We start from the raw sequence: 21,494 nt of genomic DNA, 5'->3' as shown, positions 1-21,494 counted from the left end.
TAGCGCAAATTGAGCGTTTAGGAAATCACAATCGTCATAGGACAATGGCTAGAATTATAGGCAAAGCGCCCACGGACAGCACAGTTGATACCATGACCATCCCTGCAACCGCGTCCGAATCCGCGTCAAACCGCTCGGCCAGTAGGTACGATGTAACTGCGACCGGGGTGCACATCTGAAGGACCAGTACGCCGAAGGCGGTTGAATCCAGATCAAAGAAGCGGGCTATTGCCCAGCCAAGGGCGAAGCAGACCACAAGCTTCAGGATAGACAGCCAGATCGCCTGACTCAATTTGCGCGTCGTCAGCCTTGCAATTGCCACACCGACTGTAATCAACATCATAGGGATGGCCATTTGGCCCAGCAGCTCTAGCGTATTGGTCAGGAACAATGGCGTTTCCCAGTCCTGCCATAGGAATAAGGCCCCAAGCAGGGTTGCCCAAACCATCGGTTCGCGCGCAACTTTGCCGAATGCACCCTTTCCAGCGACGAGGTAAATTCCATAGGTGAAGGAAAACAGGGCGGTAATGGCCAGGAAAATGACTGCAAAACCAAGGCCTGCCTGACCAAACGCAAAAATACACAGCGGCAAACCCAGATTGCCCGTGTTCCCAAAAATAAGCGGCGACAGGTAAGTGCGGCGGTCCAGGTTTGAAAATCGAACGAAAACGCCCAAGGCCACAGCAAGGCCAACATGTCCCGCAATTGCGGCCAGTGTGAAACGGGTCAACTCTCCTGCCGGGATCTCGGTCTGCATCAGTGCCACAAATATCAGGCTGGGCACGGCAAGCGTCACGGCAAGGCGCGTCACAAACTCCAAACGGTACTCAAAACCAAGTTTGACCCAGGTGAATCCAATGCCCGCCAGCAGGAAAACCGGCGCTACAATTTCGAACACTGTCAGTAAGATGTTCACAGACTGTTTCCTTTAATTTCCGATCAATGATTGGCATTCCGGCCCGGAAAGAGGTAGAAAGTTCTCTGGGGGCTGAGATAATGCTGAAGACAAATGCCAAGTACCGCCTGGGACAGGTGGTCCGCCATAAAAAGCATCCCTTTCGAGGGGTGATTTTTGACGTGGACCCGGAATTTTCCAACACAGAAGAGTGGTATCAGGCCATTCCCGAGGACAGCCGCCCCATCAAGGATCAGCCGTTTTACCATCTGCTCGCAGAAAACGATCAATCCTTCTATGTGGCTTATGTTTCAGAACAAAATCTGGTTGCGGACCAATCGGGGGAACCGGTTGAGCATCCTGATATTCCTGACATGTTCGGTCCTTTCGAGAATGGCGCGTACCCGCTGCACTTTAATTTGAACTAAGTGATTTGGTGCGCCAGATTGCGCGCCCTGGTGGTCAATAACCTAACGCACAACCGTCTTTTCTGGGGTCGCTTGCGCCTTCCAGAACACCATCTGTGCGGATTCGGATTGCTTGCGCCCCGCCAAGTGGCGTTTCTGGAACCTGAACGTTGTGCCCAAAATCGCTCAATTGTTGAGATGTGCTGGGCGGAATTCCGCGTTCAAGTTTCAGAACGCCGCCGTCTGCAAAGGCGCGCGGGGCGTCCACAGAGGCCTGCAAACCCAACCCATGATCCGTGAGGTTGGACAATAGGCGTGCGTGGCCAGTTGGTTGAAAAGCGCCGCCCATCACGCCAAATGGCATGAGCACGCGTCCTTCCCGTTTAAGCATACCGGGAATGATCGTGTGCATCGGGCGTTTGCCCGGGCCAAGCTCGTTTGGGTGACCGGCGCTCAGGTTGAAGCCTGAGCCGCGGTTTTGCAGCAAAATCCCGTATTTTTTCGATGCGATGCCAGATCCGAAGCTGTGAAATATGGAGTAGATCAGCGAAACGGCCATCCGATCCCGGTCAACAACCGTGATATAGACCGTGTCCTTGTGAATGGACTCGGTTAGTGGGGCCGCCGCTGGCATGGCGCGCTTGGGGTCAATCAACGCGGCCAGCTTATCCGCCACGCTCTGGTCGAGGAAGCGTTCAGCGTGGGTTGTGTGATCGGGGTCCGCAATGAACCGATTGCGCGCGTCATAGGCGAGTTTTGAGGCCTCGGCCTCAAGATGGATGAGTTCTGGGCCAAATGGGTCAAGACCGGCCAGATCGAAGTTCTTTAGGATGTTCAAAAGCAGGATTGCAGTCGCACCTTGGCCGTTGGGCGGGTGTTCGACAAGATCGATGCCGTTGTAGTTTCCGCTGACGGGTTGGGTTTCTGTGCATTGCGTGGCCAGAAAATCCTCGGCCGTGTGAACACCACCCAATGCCGTCAGGGCGTCAATCATATCCTGTGCAATTTCACCGGAATAAAAAGCATCACGGCCATTGCGCGCAATCTGGCGCAAAACCTCGGCTTGCCCTGGCGCGCGAAAGACCTGACCTGTTTTTGGCGCTTCGCCGTCAGTCAGGTAGTGCCTGCGCGCGGCGCCCTGTAACGTGGCAGCCCCCGTTTTCCAATCAACGGCGACGCGGGGTGCAACCGGGACACCCACCTCGGCATAGTGTATGGCTGGCTGTAGAATTGCGTCCAGCCCAAGCTTTCCTTCGGATTCTGCCAAATGGCAAAACGCATCAACTGCACCGGGAATGGTCACGGCGTCGGGCGTGTTTAATGGCACTGAATCCAGCCCCTCGGCCCGCAACCGATCGGTATCCGCCGCTGCTGGCGCACGGCCAGACCCGTTCAGAGCCCGAATTTGATCTTCGCCCGCGCGATTGAACAGAACAAAGCAATCACCGCCGATCCCAGTCATCTGCGGTTCACAAATACCCAGCAGCACGGCACCTGCGATGGCGGCGTCCATGGCATTGCCGCCTTGTTGGAGAATACTCACCGCAGCCTGCGCGGCCAGAGGATGTGATGTGGCGCACATTCCTTCGGTTGCCAAAACTTCGGACCGACCTGGAGTGTGAAAATCCCGCATAGCTTTGCCTTCTCCCTTTGACCGCGCCGAAGGTAAAGCGTGGTCAGAGATTGTCTAGTCACATCAAGGAGAAGATCCTCGGCGCCGTTCACTGGGTGGGGGCTGTGACACGAGGCGCCGAGGGAAGCTATCTGAGCTACGGATACCTTTTTGCCCTTTGTTTGCGGCGCGGCAATGGTGCGATCAGGGCCTTTATGTGACGATTTTGGGTCAGGCGGTCGGGTTGGGAAAGTCAAACCGCAAGGACAACCGGTTGCAGCCGTTCCGATGTTCATAGCGAATGTCGCTGGTCAGTTCGTGGATCAGGAACCAGCCAAACCCGCCTTCGGGCAACTCGTCGAGTGTCGATCCCAAAGGCGCGGGCACACCGTGGGGCACGCGAAATCCAGGCAAGGGAGTCCCGGTGTCAGAGATCAAAATGTCCAGCCAGTTTTGGTGCAGGCGACAATGCACCCGGACCTTGGCCGGAGTGACGCCCGCATAGGCATGCTCGACCACATTGTTGATCGCCTCGGCCAGAGCGATTTTCACGTCGCTCGCCTTGTGTGGCGGTAGACCCTGCGCCTCCAGCCCTTTGCTTAGCTGGGCGATGCCAACACTGGCTTCGGTTTCGGTTGCAGCAAAGCTCAGATCCAAGCAGTTCCCGTTCCCCATCGACATCGCGCCTATTCAATTCGTGAAGTCATTCCGCCGACGGTGCCAGAGCGTCGTCCAGGGTAGGATAGAGGTTGAAAACCGTATCCATGCGGGTCAGCCGAAACACTTTTTCGACAAACGGGTGCAACCCGGCCAAATCCAACCTGCGGTCACTGCCCAGTTGTTTCATCGACGCGACGATAGCCCCAAGGCCACTAGAGTCGATGAATTCCACCCCCGTCAGATCCAGGACCACACGCGGCGCGCCACCTTCGGCCTCATTGCGCATGTCTTCCTTGAACTGAATGGCCATTGCAGCATCAATCCGGTCCGAATGCACGGTAATGATCTGCGTCGTGTCTGTTATCTTACTGGTCAGGGCCATGCGCGCGGGTTCTCTAAACTGATAATCACTCGTAGAAATACGCTAGACGGCAATTCTTACCATTCGGTATCCATCTCAGTAGAAAAGCGAAGGAGCATCCAGATGAAGCAAGTCGTTATCGCCGGCGCGGCGCGGACCCCGATGGGTGGGTTTCAGGGGATGTTCGATACCGTGACAGCGGCCGATCTGGGCGGCGACGCCATCAGGGCAGCGTTGCAAGGGGCCGGTACTGAAACCGTTGACGAAGTCCTTATGGGATGTGTTTTGCCGGCCGGGCAGGGGCAGGCGCCCGCGCGCCAGGCCGGTTTTGCGGCAGGGTTGGGCGAAGACGTTCCCGCCACAACGCTGAACAAAATGTGCGGATCGGGCATGAAAGCGGCCATGATGGCCTATGACCAGATCGCTTTAGGGCATGCCGATACAATGATCGCAGGCGGGATGGAGAGCATGACGAACGCGCCATACCTTTTACCCAAAATGCGCGAAGGCGCGCGATTGGGTCATACGCAGGCAATGGATCATATGTTCCTGGACGGGCTCGAGGACGCCTATGACAAAGGTCGCCTGATGGGCACATTCGCCGAAGACTGTGCCGAAGCCTATCAGTTTACACGTGAAGCGCAGGACGAATATGCGCTGCGTTCATTGTCAAATGCGCTGGCCGCACAGGAAAACGGCGCATTCGCGGATGAAATCACGCCGGTTACGGTCCGCACCCGCAAGAGTGAGGTCACGCAGGCCACGGATGAACAGCCATTATCGGCGCGGCCTGAGAAAATCCCGACGCTCAAGCCAGCGTTTCGAAAGGATGGCACTGTCACGGCGGCCAACTCTTCTTCGATATCGGATGGTGCCGCCGCATTGGTGCTGGCATCCGAGAACGCAGCCCAAGCGCAGGGACTGACCGTTCGTGCCCGTATAGTCGGCCATGCCAGTCACGCGCAAGCGCCGGGACTGTTCACGACGGCACCAGTACCGGCCGCCCAGAAACTGCTGACCAACATCGGCTGGTCGAAGGAAGATGTCGATCTGTGGGAGGTTAACGAAGCCTTTGCGGTCGTGCCGATGGCGTTCATGCACGAGATGGGTCTGCCCCGCGATATCGTCAACGTGAACGGCGGGGCTTGCGCACTTGGGCATCCGATCGGTGCGTCGGGTGCGCGGATTATGGTCACGCTGCTGAACGCGTTGGAAAAGCGAAACCTGAAACGCGGGGTGGCGGCGATCTGCATCGGCGGCGGCGAAGGCACGGCGATAGCCATCGAACGCGTTTGACGCTTCACCTTTTTCCAAATACTCCGGTGCAAACCTGCCACGAGTTCCGACATGACAGCTGATTACGATACACTTGCCAAGACCATCGCCGCACTGACCGAGGGTGAAACCGACAATGTGGCCCTGATGGCCACGGTCGCGTGCGAGGTGCATCATTCCGATGATCGATTTGACTGGACAGGTTTCTACCGTGTCACCGAGCCGGGGCTTTTGAAGATTGGACCTTATCAAGGTGGGCACGGCTGTCTGGTCATCCCGTTCGACCGCGGTGTCTGTGGCGCTGCCGCCCGTACGGGCGAGGTACAGTTGGTGCCGGATGTGGATGCGTTTCCGGGCCATATCGCCTGCGCATCTTCGACCAGATCCGAGGTGGTGCTGCCTGTGCACAACGCCGCCGGTGACGTCATTGCGGTGTTCGATATCGACAGTGATCAACCCAACGCGTTCAATGAACAAGACGAAAGGAAACTGAGCGAAATTCTAGCCGGCGTATTCGCCAAGTAAAAATGGCCGGGGGCGTACCCCCGGCCATTTTGATTAGAGTGTGCTTCCTATCAGGTGCTCAGAAGCTTGGCTTTCTGCGCCGCAAATTCCTCATCCGTCAGAACGCCTTTTTCCTTGAGCGCAGCAAGCCGTTCCAGCTCATCCGCAGCAGATACGGTGGCCACCGAGCGGATATAGTCCTTTTGCGCCTGTTCGATCTGGCTCATAGCCTCGGCATTGTGTTGGTGCATCTTGTCGCCGCGGACGATCAGGTAGGCCAGAACGCCCATCCATGGAATCAGGATGACAAAGGCGATCCAGACTGCCTTTCCACCGCCGCTCAGGTCCTTGGAGCGGAAGACATCGGCCACAACCGAAATCATCACCCAGAACCAGGCCACCATCAGGAACAGCCAGAAGATTGACCAGACTATGTCGAAAAAGCCGATACCGTTGTCCATTTGTCATTCAACCCTTTGCGAATGCGTAAGAATAATCATATTCAGATAGAATGGGAGTGTAGCAGACAGTTTCCCAAATGGTTAGCACCTAATCCCTGATGGAATTTTCGCGCTAGACCAGGCTGGGCAATTCCAAGGCCGCCAGAAGATAGGCCAGCACAGCCTGTGCGCCGAAAATCCCAAAGATGTAGTATGAAAACAGCCGCTTGCGGGTTTTGTGTCTGAAAATCCACCGCCCCAGCAATGCGCCTGGACTGCCGCCCAGCGCCGCCAACCACAATAATTTTCGTTCCGGGATACGCCTTTTCCGCCGTCTTGCCCGCAGCTTATCCCAGCCAAAGGCAAGCAAAGTCAGGGTGTTGACGACCCACAGATAAACCACCGCAATCCACATGGTTGACGGATATCCAAACAATGCCGTGGACCCAAGTGAAAAAATTCTTGGTTTTTTCACGGAATCAATGCATCGTGAAAAACGAGGAGAAAATTTCACCAAATTTCGGAGCGTTCAGTGAACAGCCAAGCCCCGCACAGTGCCACACTCGGAGCCGACCTTCGCGCATTGCGCAAAGCGCGCGGGCTGACGCTGAGCGAGATTGCAGCGCGCCTTGGCCGCTCTGTCGGTTGGTTGAGCCAGGTCGAGCGTGACATGTCGGATCCATCAATTTCGGACCTTCGCGAGATCGCCGAATGTTTGGGCGTTCCGATGTCTATGCTGTTCGCGCACTCTTCGGCACCTGCGGACGAACAGGGTTATGTCGTGCGTGCCGGATCGCGCCGCCCAATGGGCTCGGGCGAGGAAGGGTTGATCGAAGAGCTGCTTTCGCCCGACCTGACCGATGATTTCGAGATGGTGCACTCGACGTTCAAACCACGCTCAAAAATGCAAACGCCCGCCAACCGACCGACGCAGGAGGTCGGGTACATGGTGTCGGGCCGGCTGGATTTGACGATCGGAGACCGTCGGTTTTTTATGGGTCCGGGCGACAGCTTTCGGATTAAACACCAACCTTATCAATGGTCGAACCCTTACGATGAGCCCGCCGTGGCCATCTGGGTGATCGCCCCGCCGGTGTACTGATGAGTTTCGAGGCCTGGACCATATTCGCATTGTTCTGGGTGGTGTTCGTCACCACTCCGGGTCCGAATGCGGCAAACTGCATCTCGAACGGGATGAGCCTGCCGTTTCCCAAAGCGATGCTGGGTGTGTTGGCGATCCTGACGCAGGCCAGTGCGTTTTTGATCCTGTCAGCGCTGGGTGTGACCGCGTTGATCACAGCCTCCCCAACCGGGTTTTTCATCGCCAAAGTGGTGGGGGCAGCGTTCCTGATCTGGGTTGGGGTTCGCGGATGGATGAATGCATCCCGCCCGGTGCCAATTACCGAACGCCCCGCGCGTCACGTGTATCTACACGCACTGGCGGTCGCGACGATCAATCCTAAAAGTGTGGCAGGGTATCTCGCCGCCTTTTCGCAGTTTGTGCAACCAGATGTGCCGATCTGGCAGCAGATGGTCGTCATCATGCCCACGGCGCTGATCATCACCACGCTCAGCTATACCGGGTTCACCCTGATGGGCGCTTTGATGGGTAAAGCGGCGCTGGGCGCTGTGTTCAACACATGGGTGCGCCGTGTCATGGCCGCCTGTTTCATTATCTATGGCGTGTTGCTGGGGACTAGCTCCACGCCCACAGCAAAGGGGTAAATATATGCAAACTGGTTCCTGCCTCTGCGGCGCTGTCACGTTCCGGATTGACGGAGAACTGTCGCCTCCCTCGGCCTGCCATTGTGGTCAATGCCGCAAGCAATCCGGCCATGTTTGGTCTTCGACTTGGACGCATCAGGATAACTTGAGCTTTACCGCAAGCGATACGCTTACGTGGTTCCGTACCTCGGACACCGCGCGCCGGGGTTTTTGCAGCGCATGTGGCTCATTCCTGTTCTGGCAACACAATGACGAGGACACGATTTCGATTTCCATGGGGGCCTTCGATACGCCCACCGGACTTCAGCTCGCCCGGCACATCTTTGTGGCCGACAAGGGCGATTATTACGACATCACAGACGATCTGCCCCAACGGGCACAGTAACAGGGATCAAAACGCATGAGTGATTTTCCGACAAAAGCCCGCGTGGTTGTTATCGGTGGCGGTGTGGTGGGGGCCTCCTCGCTGTATCATCTGGCCAAGAAGGGCTGGACTGATTGTGTGCTGCTGGAAAAGAACGAATTGACCGCAGGCTCGACATGGCACGCGGCTGGTAACGTTCCGACCTTCTCGAATTCATGGGCGATCATGAATATGCAGCGGTACTCGACCGAGCTGTATTCGCGCTTGGGCGAAGAGGTCGACTATCCGATGAACTACCACGTTTCAGGCTCGATCCGTCTGGCGCATAGCAAAGAGCGGATGCAAGAGTTCGAACACGCCATGGCGATGGGGCGTTATCAAGGCATCCCGATGGAGATGTGGACGCCTGAAGAAGCTAAAGAGCGCTATCCGTTTCTGGAAACGCACGATCTTGAAGGCGTTTTGTTCGACCCGACAGATGGCGACATTGATCCGGCCCAACTGACACAGGCGCTGGCCAAAGGTGCCCGTGACATGGGTCAGAAGATCATTCGGTTCTGCCCGGCAACTGGCGTAACTCAGCACGCCGATGGCACATGGACCGTCCACACCGACAAGGGCGATATCGCCTGTGATTACGTAGTGAATGCGGCCGGATATTACGCGCAACGCGTCGGCGAGTGGTTCAAGCCCTTTGGCGGCCGCACCGTTCCGGCGATGGTCATGAGCCATCAGTATTTGCTGACGGACGAAGTTCCAGAAATTGAAGAATGGTCCAAAGCGAACGGTGGTAAGAAGCTGCCGCTGCTGCGTGACGTGGATATCTCGTACTACCTGCGGCAGGAAAAGAATGGCTTCAACCTTGGACCGTATGAGCCTAACTGCAAGGGCCATTGGATGACCGAAGACGACGCTATGCCCGAGGATTTCTCGTTCCAGCTGTGGAATGACGATCTGGACCGCATCGAAGACATCGTTACCGATGCGATGGAGCGGGTTCCGCTGATGGCAACCTCGGGCGTTGGCCGTGTAATCAATGGCCCGATCCCATATGCACCGGATGGCCTGCCGCTGATCGGCCCAATGCCAGGTGTGAAAAACGCGTTCGAGGCACACACATTCACCTTCGGCATCGCGCAGGGCGGTGGTGCAGGCAAGGTGCTGGCCGAATGGATCGTCGATGGCGCGACCGAGTGGGACATGTGGGCCGTCGATCCGCGCCGCTACACCGATTACACAGATCAGGACTACTGCAACCAGAAAGGTCTGGAAGTTTATGGCAACGAATACGCCATGCACTTCCCCCATCATGAATGGCCTGCCGCACGCGACAAGAAACTGTCGCCGGTGCATGACAAGGTCAAAGCGCTGGGCGGCGTAATGGGTGCCTATAACGGATGGGAGCGGGCCAATTGGTTCGCAATGCCGGGCGACGACACATCGCTTGATGCCACCCATACCTGGGGCCGATCCGGCCCATGGGAGCAGCGGATCCAAGAAGAATGCGAGGCCGTGCGAGATGATTGTGGAGTGCTGGATCTGCCAGGCTTCTCGCGCTTTATGGTCAAGGGCGAAGGCGCCGCTGAGGCGTTGCGTGGCCTCGCAACCGGAGGACTGCCAAAGGTCGGCAGGATGAACCTCATCTATGTCTCTGACGACCGTGGCCGCATTCTGACCGAGATGTCCTGTATCCGTCTGGGCGAGGACGAATTCGTCATGATCACTGCCGCCACCGCGCAATGGCATGATCGGGACATCCTGATGAATGCTATGCCTGCCAGTGTGTCGATCGAGGACGTGACAACAACACGCGACACTCTGATCGTCACGGGCCCGAATTCGCGCGAGATCCTGTCGAACCTGACGGATGCCGATCTGACCACTGGTTGGCTGACCCACCAGTCCGCCACCGTTGCAGGCCAGCCCGCCTACCTGATCCGCGTTTCCTTTGCCGGTGAACTGGGATGGGAAGTGCATGCCCTGAACGAGCATATGCCTGCGATCTATGACGCAATCGTCGACGCTGGTGCCAAGCCGTTCGGGATGTACGCCCTGAACTCTCTGCGTATCGAAAAAGGTTACCGGGCATGGAAGGGTGACCTGTCGACCGACTACTCTCTGCTGGAAGGCGGGCTGGAACGCTTCGTCAAGCTGGACAAGCCGCAGGACTTCCCCGGCAAGGCCGCGATCCTGAACGAAAAGCAGCAGGGCGTAAAAAAGGCCTTTGTCACCATTACCGTGGACGCCGGCGACTGCGATGCGCCCTACATGTCCTGCATCTGGCAGAACGGCGAGATCGTGGGCGAGACCACATCGGGCGCATGGGGTTACCGCGTCGGCAAGTCCATCGCGCTGGGCATGGTCAAGGCCGAGCTTGCCAACCCCGGCACCGAGCTTGAGGTCGAAATCTACGGCCAAAAGTGCCGCGCCGTGGTAGAGCAGGATCAGCCGCTCTGGGATCCCGAGAACGAGCGGTTGCGCGCTTAAATTCTCACGGAGACCACCATGAGCAAACGATACGCCAAACTGGGACCTGGTGAGGGTCCCAACTATGACTGGGAAAATGACCACACCTTTGTGAAGGTGTCTGGTCAGGATACCGATGGCGCATACACGCTCATGGAAGACAATCTGAAGGCCAGCTTCGCGCTTGGCCTTCATCGCCATGATACCCACGCCGAGACTTTCTACTTTCTGGAAGGCGCGGTGGATTTCTACGTTGATGGCGACTGGCATCGCTGTACTCCGGGCACAACCATGCATGTCCCGCCCGGAGTACCCCATGCGTGTCGTGTCGCCGATGGCGCGCCCGCCAGAATGCTGATGATCTTTCAGCCCTCGGGGTTCGACGGGTTTCTGGCCGAACTGGCGACAATGACTGAGGCAGACTTTGCAGATGAGGCGAAAATGGCCGAGTTGAACGCGCGCTATGACATTGTGCCGATGGGGCCGGTTCCAGCCCATCCGGAAGACAGGGTCTGAAGATGACCACGCCCACGAAAATGTCCGGCGTTTACCTGACGCGCCACGGCGGTCCCGAAGCGCTGGAATGGCGCGAGGATATTCCGGTCCTAACGCCCGGACCGGGGCAGGTTCTGGTTCGGGTCGCGGCAGCAGCGGTAAACAACACGGACATCAATACACGGGTCGGCTGGTATTCCTCGGACGTGACCGGGGCAACGGACGCCGTTGATCAGGATGTTGATGCTGGAGGCTGGGGAGGTGCGTTGGCGTTTCCGCGCATTCAGGGTGGCGATCTGTGTGGGATAGTCGAATTGGCAGGGCAAGAGACCGGGTTTCAGGCCGGGCAACGGGTGACCGGCCCGATCAACCTGCCACGCCCGCGTCCCGGCAATCCGACTGGCTTTATCGCATTAGGCTATGAAATCGACGGCGCGTTTGCGCAGTACTGTCTGGTTCAGGCCGACGACCTGTATGACGTGACGACCTCACCCCTGTCAGATGTCGAAATCGCCGCCATCCCCTGTGCATTTGGCACAGCCGAAAATCTGTTGACCCGCGCTGGCGTGACCGCGGGGCATAAGGCGCTGATTACCGGTGCCTCGGGTGGCGTGGGCCTTGCCGCCGTGCAACTGGCGGCGCTGCGCGGGGCGACAGTTTGGGGCGTTACGGGTTCAACCAAGGCCGAGGTGGTCAAAGCGCAGGGGGCCGTGGACACTTTTGACCGCAACGCGCCGCTGCCCAAGGACATGTTCGACGTCGTGATCGACGTTGTCGGAGGCCCGGCATGGCCCGGCCTGATTCTGGCCCTGAAACCCGGCGGTCATTATGCCGTTTCCGGGGCAATCGCAGGACCGATAGTGCAGGCTGACCTGCGCGAGATCTACCTGCGCGACATCACGATTCATGGCTGCACACATCAGGCATTTGAAGTCTTTGGTCGTCTTGTCGAGATGATGAATGCAGGCCGCATCAAACCTTTGGTTGCCAAAACCTATCCACTAAAAGACATCGCCAAGGCGCAAGAGGATTTTCAGTCCAAGGCGCTGCCGGGAAAGCTCGTTCTAATTCCGTAGGGAGGTTGGCAAATGGCGGATATCACGCTTCTGGATGGCTCGATCGGGCAGGAACTGGTCAAACGCAGTGGGGACAAACCCACGCCGCTGTGGTCGACGCGCGTGATGATCGACCATCCTGAATTGGTGGAGGAGGTCCATGCCGAGTACTTCCGCCGTGGTGCGACGGTCGCAACGACCAACACCTACGCGGTCCATCGTTCTCGACTGGAGCGTCTGGATATGGAGGATCAACTGCCCGACCTGGTCCGTGCTGCGGTTACCCAGGCGAACCTCGCACGCACGGGCGGTTCCGGGCGCGTCGCCGGGGCGCTAGGTCCTTTGCTGGCGTCTTATCGCCCCGATCTGAAACCTGATGTGGAAGACGCCGCCAAAAAGTTTGCCGAGTTGGTTACCCTCATGTCCGATGACGTCGACCTATTCCTGATCGAAACCGTTTCCTCGGTGCAAGAGGCCGAAGGGGCCCTGCGCGGCACGGCTGAGGCAGGCAAACCGGTCTGGCTGGCGCTTTCTGTGATGGATGATGACGGAACACGGCTGCGGTCCGGTGAACTTCTTGCCGATATTGCGCCTCTTGTGGATCGGTTCAACCCTGACGCTGTTCTGATAAACTGTTCCCGCCCCGAGGCCGTTCCTGCTGCGCTGAAGGTCATCGCCACGATGGGGCGGCCATTTGGGGCCTATGCAAACGGGTTCACCGGGATTGCACAGGATTTTCTGAAAGACGCGCCGACTGTCGACGTGTTGACACAACGCCACGATCTTGGACCCGAGGCTTATGCCGATCATGCCATGGAATGGGTAGCGCAGGGGGCAACGATTGTTGGCGGATGCTGCGAAGTCGGGCCGGACCACATTGAGGTCCTTGCCGATCGATTGCGGTCCGCCGGGCACCGGATTGTCTGAGAGGAAAGTGATGCCATCGCCGTCGAACATCCCGGCTTCTAACGCGCAGCGACATTTCGACATCGTTGTCGCGCCGGGCTATGTGCTGCTGGAACTGGCGTCATTGGTTGAGGTGCTGCGGCTGGCCAACCGCGTTTGCCCGAGTCCGCCATTCACTTATGCTTATCGCTCTCTCAGGGGTGGCCCGGTCGCCAGCAGCAGCGAGGCAACAATCCAGACCGACCGCATTCCGTCGCAGCCCAACGCGGACTACTTGTTCGTCATCGGAAATTCCGACCCCGATCATCCTGATCTGTCGCTGGGGCGTGTTGTGTCGGATTATACTTTCCGCGGTGCACAGGTTTTTTTACTGTCCGAAGCTGCAAGCCGCTACATCGACGAGCAGGGGACCGAGGACATGTCGACCCATTGGGAAAACGCCTCCTTCCTGCGTGAGCGTCGGGCTCAGTTCGAGGCCAAACTGTCGATTGCAACGGAGCAGGGCGCCGTGGTGACCTGCGCGGGGATGGAGGCGACTATCGATGTCGCGCTGGCGGTGATCGGGCGTCACATTTCCGGGCCTACCAGAATGACGGTGGCCGACATCATGCTGCACGAAAACATCCGGGACTTCTCGTCGCTCCAGCCATTTTCCGGATCAAAAACCACCGCCACGGGTGACGCCAAACTGGACCAGTGCATCAAGGTGATGCAGGCCAATATCGAAGACCCGCTGCCGATTAACGAAATCGTCGAAGCGCTAATGCTCTCGAACCGGTCGCTGGAACGGAAGTTCAAGAACTATTTCGGAACCACGCCCAATGGCTTTTACCGCGAAATGCGGCTGGCAAAAGCCAATAACTTGCTGCTGAACACAACGATGAGCGTTCGCGAAATTGGTCTTGCCTGCGGGTTTCCCAACGGTTTCTCGTCGGTCTACAAAAGCTTTTTCGGCGTGACACCCTTTGTGCTGAGACGCGAAAAACGGCAACTCAAACAACGTTGATTTTTGCGAATGGACTGACGTTTTTCGTGCATTCTGTGTCGCTCTTCCATGTCATTTTGGGTGGAAACTCATAAATCGGAATCATGAGAATGGCTGATCTTCCAAACAAGGCCCGTGTTGTCATCATCGGTGGCGGTGTCATCGGATGTTCGGTGGCGTATCATCTGACCAAGAAAGGCTGGAAAGATGTTGTCCTGCTGGAGCGTAAGCAGCTGACCAGCGGCACGACCTGGCATGCGGCGGGTCTGATCGCCCAGCTGCGCGCAACGGCGAACATGACGAAACTGGCGAAATACAGTCAGGAACTTTATGGCTCGCTCGAGGAAGAAACTGGTGTGGCCACAGGCTTTAAACGCTGCGGATCAATCACTGTTGCGCTAACCGAAGAGCGCAAAGAAGAGATCTACCGTCAGGCAGCCATGGCGCGCGCTTTCGGCGTCGAGGTCGAAGAAATCGAGAATGAGCGTGTTCAGGAACTGTATCCCCACATCAACCTCGAAGGCGTCAAAGGGGCCGTATACCTTCCGTTGGACGGTCAAGGCGATCCGGCCAACATCGCCTTGGCGTTGGCCAAGGGGGCCCGTCAACGCGGTGGTATCGTCAAAGAACGCGTAAAAGTCACTGACATCGTCAAGCAGGGCCGCAAGGTGACCGGCGTTGACTGGGTCGCGGATGACGGCAGCGCATCTGGTCACATCGAATGCGACATGGTGGTGAACTGCGCCGGTATGTGGGGGCATCAGGTTGGCCGTATGGCTGGCGCCAACGTCCCGCTTCATGCCTGCGAACACTTCTACATCGTCACCGAAAACATCGAGGGCCTGACGCAGTTGCCGGTTCTGCGCGTTCCTGATGAATGCGCGTATTACAAAGAGGACGCAGGCAAAATCCTGTTGGGTGCATTTGAACCGAATGCCAAGCCCTGGGCGATGGGCGGTATTCCTGACACCTTTGAATTCGACCAGCTGCCCGAGGATTTCGACCATTTCGAACCGATCCTCGAAGCTGCGTGTGAACGTATGCCGATGCTGGCCGAAGCGGGTATTCACACCTTCTTCAATGGGCCCGAGTCGTTTACCCCCGATGACGCCTATCATCTGGGCCTCGCGCCTGAGATGGACAATGTCTGGGTCGCGGCGGGCTTCAACTCAATCGGCATCCAGTCCGCCGGTGGCGCTGGCATGGCGCTGGCCGAATGGATGGACAGCGGTGAAAAACCGTTCGATCTGGGAGACGTGGACATCAGCCGGATGCAGCCGTTCCAGGGCAATAAGCAGTACCTGTTTGAGCGCTCGAAAGAGACGCTAGGCCTGCTATACGCTGACCATTATCCCTATCGCCAAAAAGCCACCGCGCGCGGCGTGCGTCGGACCCCGTTCCACCACCACCTGCTGGAACTGGGCGCGGTCATGGGCGAGTTGGCGGGTTGGGAACGTGCCAACTGGTTCGCGAACGAAGGGCAGGAGCGCGAATACCAATACAGTTGGAAACGCCAGAACTGGTTTGAGAACTCGGCTGCCGAACATAAAGCCGTGCGCGAGAATGTCGGCATGTACGACATGTCGTCGTTCGGCAAGATCCGCGTCGACGGTCCTGATGCCGAAGCGTTCATGAACTATATCGGTGGCAGCGATTACTCGGTCCCGAATGGCAAGATTGTCTATACTCAGTTCCTTAATCGCGCAGGCGGGATTGAGGCGGACGTGACCGTCACCCGCCTGACCGAGATCGCATATATGGTGGTCACTCCGGCAGCGACCCGTTTGGCTGACCAGACCTGGATGCAGCGCCATGCGGGCAACTTTAACGTCGTCATCACCGATGTCACGGCGGGTGAGGGTGTACTGGCCATTATGGGTCCAAATGCGCGTACGCTGCTTGAAAAGGTCTCGCCCAACGATTTCACCAACGCGACCAATCCGTTTGGCACCGCGCAGGATATCGAGATTGGCATGGGTCTGGCTCGAGCACACCGCGTGACCTATGTGGGAGAGCTTGGCTGGGAAATCTACGTCTCGTCTGACATGGCAGGTCACGTGTTCGAAACCCTGCACGAAGCAGGTCAGGATATGGGGCTAAAACTGTGCGGGATGCATATGATGGACAGCGCCCGGATCGAAAAAGGCTTCCGCCACTTCGGCCACGACATCACTTGCGAGGACCATGTGGTCGATGCCGGTCTTGGCTTTGCCGTCAAGGTTGACAAGGGCAGCGACTTCATTGGTCGCGAGGCGGTGATCGCGCGCAAGGAAAGCGGACCGCATAACCGTTTGGTTCAGTTCAAGCTGACCGATCCGGAACCGCTGTTGTTCCATAACGAGCCGATCATCCGGGACGGCGAGTATGTTGGCTATCTGTCCTCGGGCAACTATGGCCACACTCTGGGCGGCGCGATCGGTCTGGGTTATGTGCCCTGTGAAGGCGAAAAGGCCGCTGACGTGTTGGCCTCGACGTACGAGATTGATGTGTGCGGCGTCAAAGTCAAAGCCGAGGCGTCGCTCAAGCCGATGTACGACCCAAAATCCGAGCGCGTTAAAGTTTAACGCCAAGGTTCGACACACGGGGCGCCTCGGCGCCCCGTTTTATTGGTACATATCAATTTTCTTGATGCGACCGTTCACGGTTTTCGCAGTTTCCAAACCCTCCGGAACAGCCGTATAGACAAACGGTATCACCCGGAGATCCATGATGGCGGACGTCGCAACATCACCCCAGAATGAGGACACGCCAAAGGGATTGGCTCTGGCGGTGACCGCCTACGTTCTATGGGGTTTCCTGCCGCTTTACATGAAAGCTCTGGCGCATATCGGGCCGGTCGAGATCGTGGCGCATCGGATTGTATGGTCGGTGCCTGTGGCTGGGCTGTTGCTGGTGGCGCTAGGGCGAACCAGGGATTTGAAGGCTGCCTTACAAAACCCGAAAATGCTGGGCATGGCCTGTCTGACAGCGGCTTTGATCTCGGTGAATTGGGCCATTTACGTCTGGGCGATTGCCAGCGGTAACGCATTGGACGCAGCATTGGGCTATTACATCAACCCGCTGTTCAGCATTGCACTAGGAGCAATCCTGTTACGTGAGCCTTTGAATCGTACGCAATTGGCGGCGGTGGGGTTAGCTGCTTTGGGTGTGCTGGTATTGATCGTCGAAGCGGGTCGGCTGCCGTGGGCTGCGCTGGCCCTGACGGTCAGTTGGGGTTTTTATGCTTTCTTCAAACGCTCGCTGCCCATCGGTCCCAATCAGGGCTTTCTGCTTGAGGTTCTGATCCTGCTGATCCCTGCCTTGGTCTACATCACCTGGTTGGGGGCAAAAGGAACCGGCCACTTTGGCGCTGCCGCTGGGGACACCATGCTGCTGGCCTGTGCCGGCATTGTCACCGCTGTTCCGCTGCTGGTCTATGCCAACGGGGCCAAATTGGTGCGGTTGTCCACAATGGGAATCCTGCAGTACATCGCGCCGACAATGATCTTTATCACTGCGATTACTGTGTTCGGTGAACAGATCGATCGGGGCCGCATGATCGCGTTCCCGCTGATCTGGGCGGCTTTGGTGGTCTATACGATCCCGATGATTCGTCAGATGCGGCGTCAGCGCTGATGCAATAAGTCGGCCGCGGCCTCTGCCCACAAGCGATAGGCTTTGGGGCTTGGGTGATATCCGTCCGGAGCAGCCAGTGCCGGGTCATCCGGAAACTCCAATGACAGGTGCCGGGCTTGCGGAAATGCCATAACGGCCTTTTGCAAACCCTGATCCAGCCGGGCCGCCTGTCGCCCCAGTGCCCAGGCCAGCGGCTGGGGCAAGGCCGGAAAACGGTTCATCTGCGGTACGGCGGTAACCACGACATGGCGAACACCCAGTTTGCTCGTCAGATGATCCAGAAGTTGGGTCTGCAAAGCCGTGAATTTTTGCCGGGATACTCCACGCGTGACGTCGTTTACACCCAAGGCTGTCACAGCGGCGTCATAGGTGCCTTCAAGGCGGTTCAATCGTTCCAGTGTATCCTGTGTTGTGTGGCCCGTTGTCGCCTCCAGTCGCCACTCTACGCTGTAATGGCGGGCCAACCGCGCCACCAGAAACCCCGAAAGCGCCTGTTGCTGTCGCCCCGCCCCCACACCCGCTGCCGAGCTGTCACCTGCGATGAGCAGCCGCAACCGGGGGCCGCGCCCTTCGCGCCCTTGGCGCGGGCCGGACGGTTCGGGCAGCAGCTGAGCGTTACGACGCACGGAAATCGCCTGTGCTGCCAGAACCGGCAGTAGCGGGACACGCAATATCTGATCTGCGGCAATCGGGGCAGTCATGGTTAGCTGAGCGCGTTTTTGTATTCGAGGAAGCGGGCGTCCGTCATAACCCGGGCCATCATCGCCTCACGCAGGGCACCAATGGTCTTATAAGGGCGCATGACCACTTCGAAGTTTTCGATCAAACCGGCGTCATTCAGGGTGATCAGATCGACGCCAACCGCATCCAAATCCCCGACCTTGCACTGAAACTCCAGCGCCCAATCCTTGCCTTCACCCATAATCCGGCGATAGCGGAAGTCGGAAAACACTTGCCCCACATGGCCCAGCACGGCCGCCACCGGTTCGCGTCCGGTCCAAGTGCTGAAGTAAGTTGGCGGGGAAAACCGTACGTCTTCGGCCAGCAATTCGTGGATCAGGGTTTCATCGCCCTTGGCGACAACGTCTTGCATGCGCTCGATTGTGGGGTGCATGGATTCTCCTCCGCTTTGGGTCTGAGAGTTGCTGAACCGATCCGTTCAGGCAAGGCCGACGTTGCGGGAACCTACGCCGTGCGATAGGCAGGCGCGCATGAGCGAGACCTATGATCCCCCGAATACGCCGTTGGAAGTGCTGCATGAGGATGCGCAGCTGATCGTGGTGAACAAGCCCTCGGGGTTGTTGTCTGTACCTGGGCGTGGCGAGCATCTGGCCGATTGCCTGATGAACAGGGTGCAGGCGGCATTTCCGCAGGCCCTTCTGGTGCACCGGCTGGATCGGGATACCTCGGGTGTCATGGTGTTTGCCCAGTCACCGCACGCACAGCGGCATCTGAGCATGCAGTTTGAAAAGCGCCAGACCCGCAAAACCTATGTTGCGCGCGTTTGGGGGCGCATCGCCCAAAAGTCCGGAACCGTCGATCTGCCGTTGATCGTGGATTGGCCCAACCGCCCGCGTCAGATGGTCTGTCACGAGACCGGCAAGCCCGCTGTCACCGACTGGCGGTTTGTGAAATTCGAAGGTGAGACAACGCGCGTCCGATTGTTCCCAAAAACGGGCAGGTCGCATCAACTGCGCGTTCATATGCTGGCGCTGGGCCACCCGATTCTGGGCGACCCTTTCTACGCAGACGGACCTGCGCGCGATTTCTCGCGTCTGATGCTGCATTCTGAGGAATTGCGTCTGAAGAGCCCCGAGGGCGGAGTTTCGATGAAATTCCGCGCCCCGGCTGATTTCTGACCTCAGGCCGTGCTTGTCCACAGCATCTTCAGGTTGCCCAGCGAGAAACGCTTGGTCCGTTTGCGCGACGCGCAGGGCTGACGGGCAGCCATGATTTCACGTTCGATCTCGAACGCGCGCAAGGTGTGATCCTGCGCCCAGCGGTCCAGTTTCAATGTCATCATTACGTGATTGTCGAGGTATGGCATGGTCGACCTCCTTTGGTTTGTTTTCCAAAGATCGCTGATCACTCCTGACACCACCCTGTCAGTGGCGTGTGCTAGTGTGTCAGCAGATTGCCTGGAGAACCCAATGCGCCGCTCGACCCGCCTGTTTGAAATCATCCAGATCCTGCGCTCGGCCGATGTGCCCGTGACGGCCGAGGCACTGGCAGAAAAGCTCGAAGTGTCAGCGCGTACCGTCTATCGCGATATCGCCGCTTTGCAGGCACAGCGGACCCCGATCGAGGGGGAAGCCGGGGTGGGATACCTGATGCGGCGCGGGTACGACTTGCCACCGTTGAATTTCGATGCCGAAGAGGTCGAAGCACTGTGGGTTGGGTTGTCGATGCTGGCGCGCACAGGGGACAGCACCCTGCAACAGGCTGCGGATCGGGTGTGCCGCAAGATCGACGCTTTGCGCGCGCCTGCGGATTGGCTGCAGGTCGCCCCATGGGGCGCGCCAATGGATGATCCGGCCAAGGGGTGCGTGCCCGTCGTAAACTATCGCGAGGCCATCCGCTCTGAACGCAAAATTCGCATCACCTATGTGAATGCCGAAGGTGAACGAACTGAGCGGATCGTCAGGCCCGTCGCCCTGATCTACCACATCGAATGCACGATGTTGGCGGCGTGGTGTGAGTTGAGGAATGGATTCCGCCATTTTCGTACGGATCGCATCTGGGCCTGTGACGTGACAGACGATCATTTCTGCGGGCAGGGGGAGCCTCTACGGGCGATCTGGCAAGACCAGAACCAATTGGATCCTGTTGAACGGCGGTAATTTGCCGACTTCACCCGATTGTTGCTTGAGCCTATGTTGAGGTGACGCGATATACTGCGCCAAACAAAGCGGGTCCGGTGAACGGACCCCTGAGCAGAAGGTGAATTCATGACGATTTCCAAGAGTGTTCTTGCCGCAGGGCTGTGTTCGGCCATGTTTTTGGGGGCCTGTACGGACCCCGGCACACTGAACCTGCCCTCGGACCCGAACCAGAACGCCAAGCAGGGTGCACTCCTCGGCGGTCTGATCGGCGCAGGTGTCGGTGCGATTGCCAATGGATCTGATCCGCTTTTGGGCGCGGTGGCAGGTGGTGCGATCGGTGCGGCAGGGGGTGGCCTGATCGGCAACCAGCTGGATAGGCAAGCCACAGAACTGCGTCAGCAACTGGCCAATCAGGGCATCATCGTTACGAACGCGGGTGACCGGCTGATTGTGACCGTCCCGAATGACATCACCTTTGATACCGACAGCGCGACCGTGCGCCCGGCACTGCGGGCCGATCTGGTCCGGGTGGGGCAGAATCTGGTGAATTATCCCAACTCGAACGTGCAGGTTATCGGCAATACCGACAGCGACGGCGACGCCGCATATAATCAGGGCCTGTCTGAACGCCGGGCGCGGTCTGTCGCGGATATTCTTCAGGCAAATGGCGTAAGCAGTGCACGCATCTCAACCATCGGTCAGGGCGAAAACCGCCCAATTGCGTCAAACCTGACGCCCGAGGGGAAGGCCCAGAACCGTCGGGTCGACATCGAGATCATTCCGAACGGAAACACATAACGACATGGGCACTTTCAGGTGCCCATTTTTTGCACATTGACTGCGCGTTATCCGGTCTTTGGTGCGCCCGAAAGTTGAGTTAGCTATTGGGAAACACCAAAGCGGAGTT

At 58.0% G+C, this 21,494-nt stretch carries 25 protein-coding genes; 16 read left to right on the top strand and 9 right to left on the bottom strand.

Annotation, left to right across the window (positions count from 1 at the left end; all coding sequences use genetic code 11):
- Positions 1-34 precede the first annotated feature (34 nt).
- The gene (locus DS906_RS19735) at positions 35-916 is read right to left on the bottom strand and encodes an AEC family transporter (protein WP_113791757.1); all 882 of its coding nucleotides are present in this window, start codon (positions 914-916) and stop codon (positions 35-37) included.
- Between the two features lie 80 nt (positions 917-996).
- Here DS906_RS19735 and hspQ point away from each other — a divergent pair, with 80 nt between their 5' ends.
- Positions 997-1,323 (top strand): heat shock protein HspQ, encoded by a 327-nt coding sequence (hspQ, locus tag DS906_RS19730; RefSeq protein WP_108861127.1) that lies wholly within the window; start codon positions 997-999, stop codon positions 1,321-1,323.
- Between the two features lie 34 nt (positions 1,324-1,357).
- Here the strand turns inward: hspQ and ggt are convergent, their stop codons facing one another.
- From ggt to DS906_RS19715, 3 genes are all read right to left on the bottom strand, one after another.
- Positions 1,358-2,935 (bottom strand): gamma-glutamyltransferase, encoded by a 1,578-nt coding sequence (gene ggt, locus DS906_RS19725; protein WP_113791756.1) that lies wholly within the window; start codon positions 2,933-2,935, stop codon positions 1,358-1,360.
- A 210-nt stretch (positions 2,936-3,145) separates the two neighbouring features.
- Positions 3,146-3,589 (bottom strand): ATP-binding protein, encoded by a 444-nt coding sequence (locus DS906_RS19720; protein ID WP_233494848.1) that lies wholly within the window; start codon positions 3,587-3,589, stop codon positions 3,146-3,148.
- A 28-nt stretch (positions 3,590-3,617) separates the two neighbouring features.
- Positions 3,618-3,956 (bottom strand): STAS domain-containing protein, encoded by a 339-nt coding sequence (locus DS906_RS19715; protein ID WP_113791754.1) that lies wholly within the window; start codon positions 3,954-3,956, stop codon positions 3,618-3,620.
- Between the two features lie 102 nt (positions 3,957-4,058).
- Between DS906_RS19715 and DS906_RS19710 the strand changes: the two genes are divergently transcribed.
- Both DS906_RS19710 and DS906_RS19705 read left to right on the top strand, forming a co-directional pair.
- Positions 4,059-5,231: an acetyl-CoA C-acyltransferase gene (locus DS906_RS19710; RefSeq protein ID WP_113791753.1), complete on the top strand. Its 1,173-nt coding sequence runs from the start codon at positions 4,059-4,061 to the stop codon at positions 5,229-5,231.
- A 51-nt stretch (positions 5,232-5,282) separates the two neighbouring features.
- Positions 5,283-5,735 carry a GAF domain-containing protein gene (locus DS906_RS19705; protein WP_113791752.1) on the top strand — a complete coding sequence of 151 codons (453 nt, stop codon included), beginning with the start codon at positions 5,283-5,285 and terminating at the stop codon, positions 5,733-5,735.
- Between the two features lie 50 nt (positions 5,736-5,785).
- On the opposite strand, the gene DS906_RS19700 is transcribed toward DS906_RS19705, so the two are convergent.
- On the bottom strand, positions 5,786-6,175 hold the full coding sequence (locus DS906_RS19700; RefSeq protein ID WP_058279764.1) for an SHOCT domain-containing protein: 390 nt from the start codon (positions 6,173-6,175) through the stop codon (positions 5,786-5,788).
- Between the two features lie 112 nt (positions 6,176-6,287).
- Positions 6,288-6,668, bottom strand: a complete 381-nt coding sequence (locus tag DS906_RS19695) for a DUF1294 domain-containing protein (protein ID WP_233494853.1) — start codon at positions 6,666-6,668, stop codon at positions 6,288-6,290.
- Between the two features lie 18 nt (positions 6,669-6,686).
- Here DS906_RS19695 and DS906_RS19690 point away from each other — a divergent pair, with 18 nt between their 5' ends.
- The 10 genes from DS906_RS19690 (at position 6,687) to rarD (ending at position 17,765) form a co-directional block, all read left to right on the top strand.
- A complete protein-coding gene (locus tag DS906_RS19690; protein WP_113791750.1) occupies positions 6,687-7,256 on the top strand; it encodes a helix-turn-helix domain-containing protein in 570 nt (189 codons plus the stop codon).
- Complete coding sequence (locus DS906_RS19685) at positions 7,256-7,879, top strand: LysE family translocator (protein ID WP_113791749.1); 624 nt, start codon at positions 7,256-7,258, stop codon at positions 7,877-7,879. The genes DS906_RS19690 and DS906_RS19685 overlap by 1 nt, the downstream gene beginning before the upstream one ends.
- 4 nt (positions 7,880-7,883) lie before the next feature.
- Entirely contained in the window at positions 7,884-8,264 is a 381-nt protein-coding gene (locus DS906_RS19680; protein WP_113791748.1) for a GFA family protein, read from the top strand.
- A 15-nt stretch (positions 8,265-8,279) separates the two neighbouring features.
- Positions 8,280-10,730 carry an FAD-dependent oxidoreductase gene (locus DS906_RS19675; protein ID WP_113791747.1) on the top strand — a complete coding sequence of 817 codons (2,451 nt, stop codon included), beginning with the start codon at positions 8,280-8,282 and terminating at the stop codon, positions 10,728-10,730.
- An 18-nt stretch (positions 10,731-10,748) separates the two neighbouring features.
- Positions 10,749-11,225, top strand: a complete 477-nt coding sequence (locus tag DS906_RS19670; protein WP_113791746.1) for a cupin domain-containing protein — start codon at positions 10,749-10,751, stop codon at positions 11,223-11,225.
- A gap of 2 nt (positions 11,226-11,227) precedes the next feature.
- The gene (locus tag DS906_RS19665; protein WP_113791745.1) at positions 11,228-12,280 is read left to right on the top strand and encodes a zinc-binding dehydrogenase; all 1,053 of its coding nucleotides are present in this window, start codon (positions 11,228-11,230) and stop codon (positions 12,278-12,280) included.
- A 12-nt stretch (positions 12,281-12,292) separates the two neighbouring features.
- Positions 12,293-13,186 carry a homocysteine S-methyltransferase family protein gene (locus tag DS906_RS19660; protein WP_113791744.1) on the top strand — a complete coding sequence of 298 codons (894 nt, stop codon included), beginning with the start codon at positions 12,293-12,295 and terminating at the stop codon, positions 13,184-13,186.
- A gap of 10 nt (positions 13,187-13,196) precedes the next feature.
- The gene (locus DS906_RS19655) at positions 13,197-14,171 is read left to right on the top strand and encodes a GlxA family transcriptional regulator (RefSeq protein WP_113791743.1); all 975 of its coding nucleotides are present in this window, start codon (positions 13,197-13,199) and stop codon (positions 14,169-14,171) included.
- An 89-nt stretch (positions 14,172-14,260) separates the two neighbouring features.
- On the top strand, positions 14,261-16,714 hold the full coding sequence (locus DS906_RS19650; RefSeq protein WP_113791742.1) for an FAD-dependent oxidoreductase: 2,454 nt from the start codon (positions 14,261-14,263) through the stop codon (positions 16,712-16,714).
- Between the two features lie 145 nt (positions 16,715-16,859).
- Positions 16,860-17,765 (top strand): EamA family transporter RarD, encoded by a 906-nt coding sequence (rarD, locus tag DS906_RS19645; RefSeq protein ID WP_113791741.1) that lies wholly within the window; start codon positions 16,860-16,862, stop codon positions 17,763-17,765.
- On the opposite strand, the gene DS906_RS19640 is transcribed toward rarD, so the two are convergent.
- Together DS906_RS19640 and DS906_RS19635 are read right to left on the bottom strand one after the other, a co-directional pair.
- Positions 17,756-18,466 carry an SGNH/GDSL hydrolase family protein gene (locus DS906_RS19640; protein WP_113791740.1) on the bottom strand — a complete coding sequence of 237 codons (711 nt, stop codon included), beginning with the start codon at positions 18,464-18,466 and terminating at the stop codon, positions 17,756-17,758. The genes rarD and DS906_RS19640 overlap by 10 nt on opposite strands.
- A 2-nt stretch (positions 18,467-18,468) precedes the next feature.
- A complete protein-coding gene (locus DS906_RS19635) occupies positions 18,469-18,879 on the bottom strand; it encodes a nuclear transport factor 2 family protein (RefSeq protein ID WP_113791739.1) in 411 nt (136 codons plus the stop codon).
- A 97-nt stretch (positions 18,880-18,976) separates the two neighbouring features.
- Between DS906_RS19635 and DS906_RS19630 the strand changes: the two genes are divergently transcribed.
- The gene (locus tag DS906_RS19630) at positions 18,977-19,624 is read left to right on the top strand and encodes an RluA family pseudouridine synthase (protein ID WP_113791738.1); all 648 of its coding nucleotides are present in this window, start codon (positions 18,977-18,979) and stop codon (positions 19,622-19,624) included.
- 2 nt (positions 19,625-19,626) lie between these two features.
- Here DS906_RS19630 and DS906_RS19625 read toward each other — a convergent pair whose 3' ends face one another.
- Positions 19,627-19,812: a hypothetical protein gene (locus DS906_RS19625; RefSeq protein ID WP_113791737.1), complete on the bottom strand. Its 186-nt coding sequence runs from the start codon at positions 19,810-19,812 to the stop codon at positions 19,627-19,629.
- A gap of 103 nt (positions 19,813-19,915) precedes the next feature.
- Here DS906_RS19625 and DS906_RS19620 point away from each other — a divergent pair, with 103 nt between their 5' ends.
- Positions 19,916-20,605, top strand: coding sequence for a YafY family protein (locus tag DS906_RS19620; protein WP_113791736.1), 690 nt, complete (start codon positions 19,916-19,918; stop codon positions 20,603-20,605).
- Positions 20,606-20,713: 108 nt separating this feature from the next.
- Entirely contained in the window at positions 20,714-21,385 is a 672-nt protein-coding gene (locus DS906_RS19615; protein ID WP_113791735.1) for an OmpA family protein, read from the top strand.
- Positions 21,386-21,494: the final 109 nt, after the last annotated feature.

Source organism: Ruegeria sp. A3M17 (assembly GCF_003318255.1).
Classification (GTDB): Bacteria; Pseudomonadota; Alphaproteobacteria; order Rhodobacterales; family Rhodobacteraceae; genus Ruegeria.
Note: the sequence above shows the minus strand (reverse complement) of the source record. Positions and strands in the feature narration are given on the sequence as shown.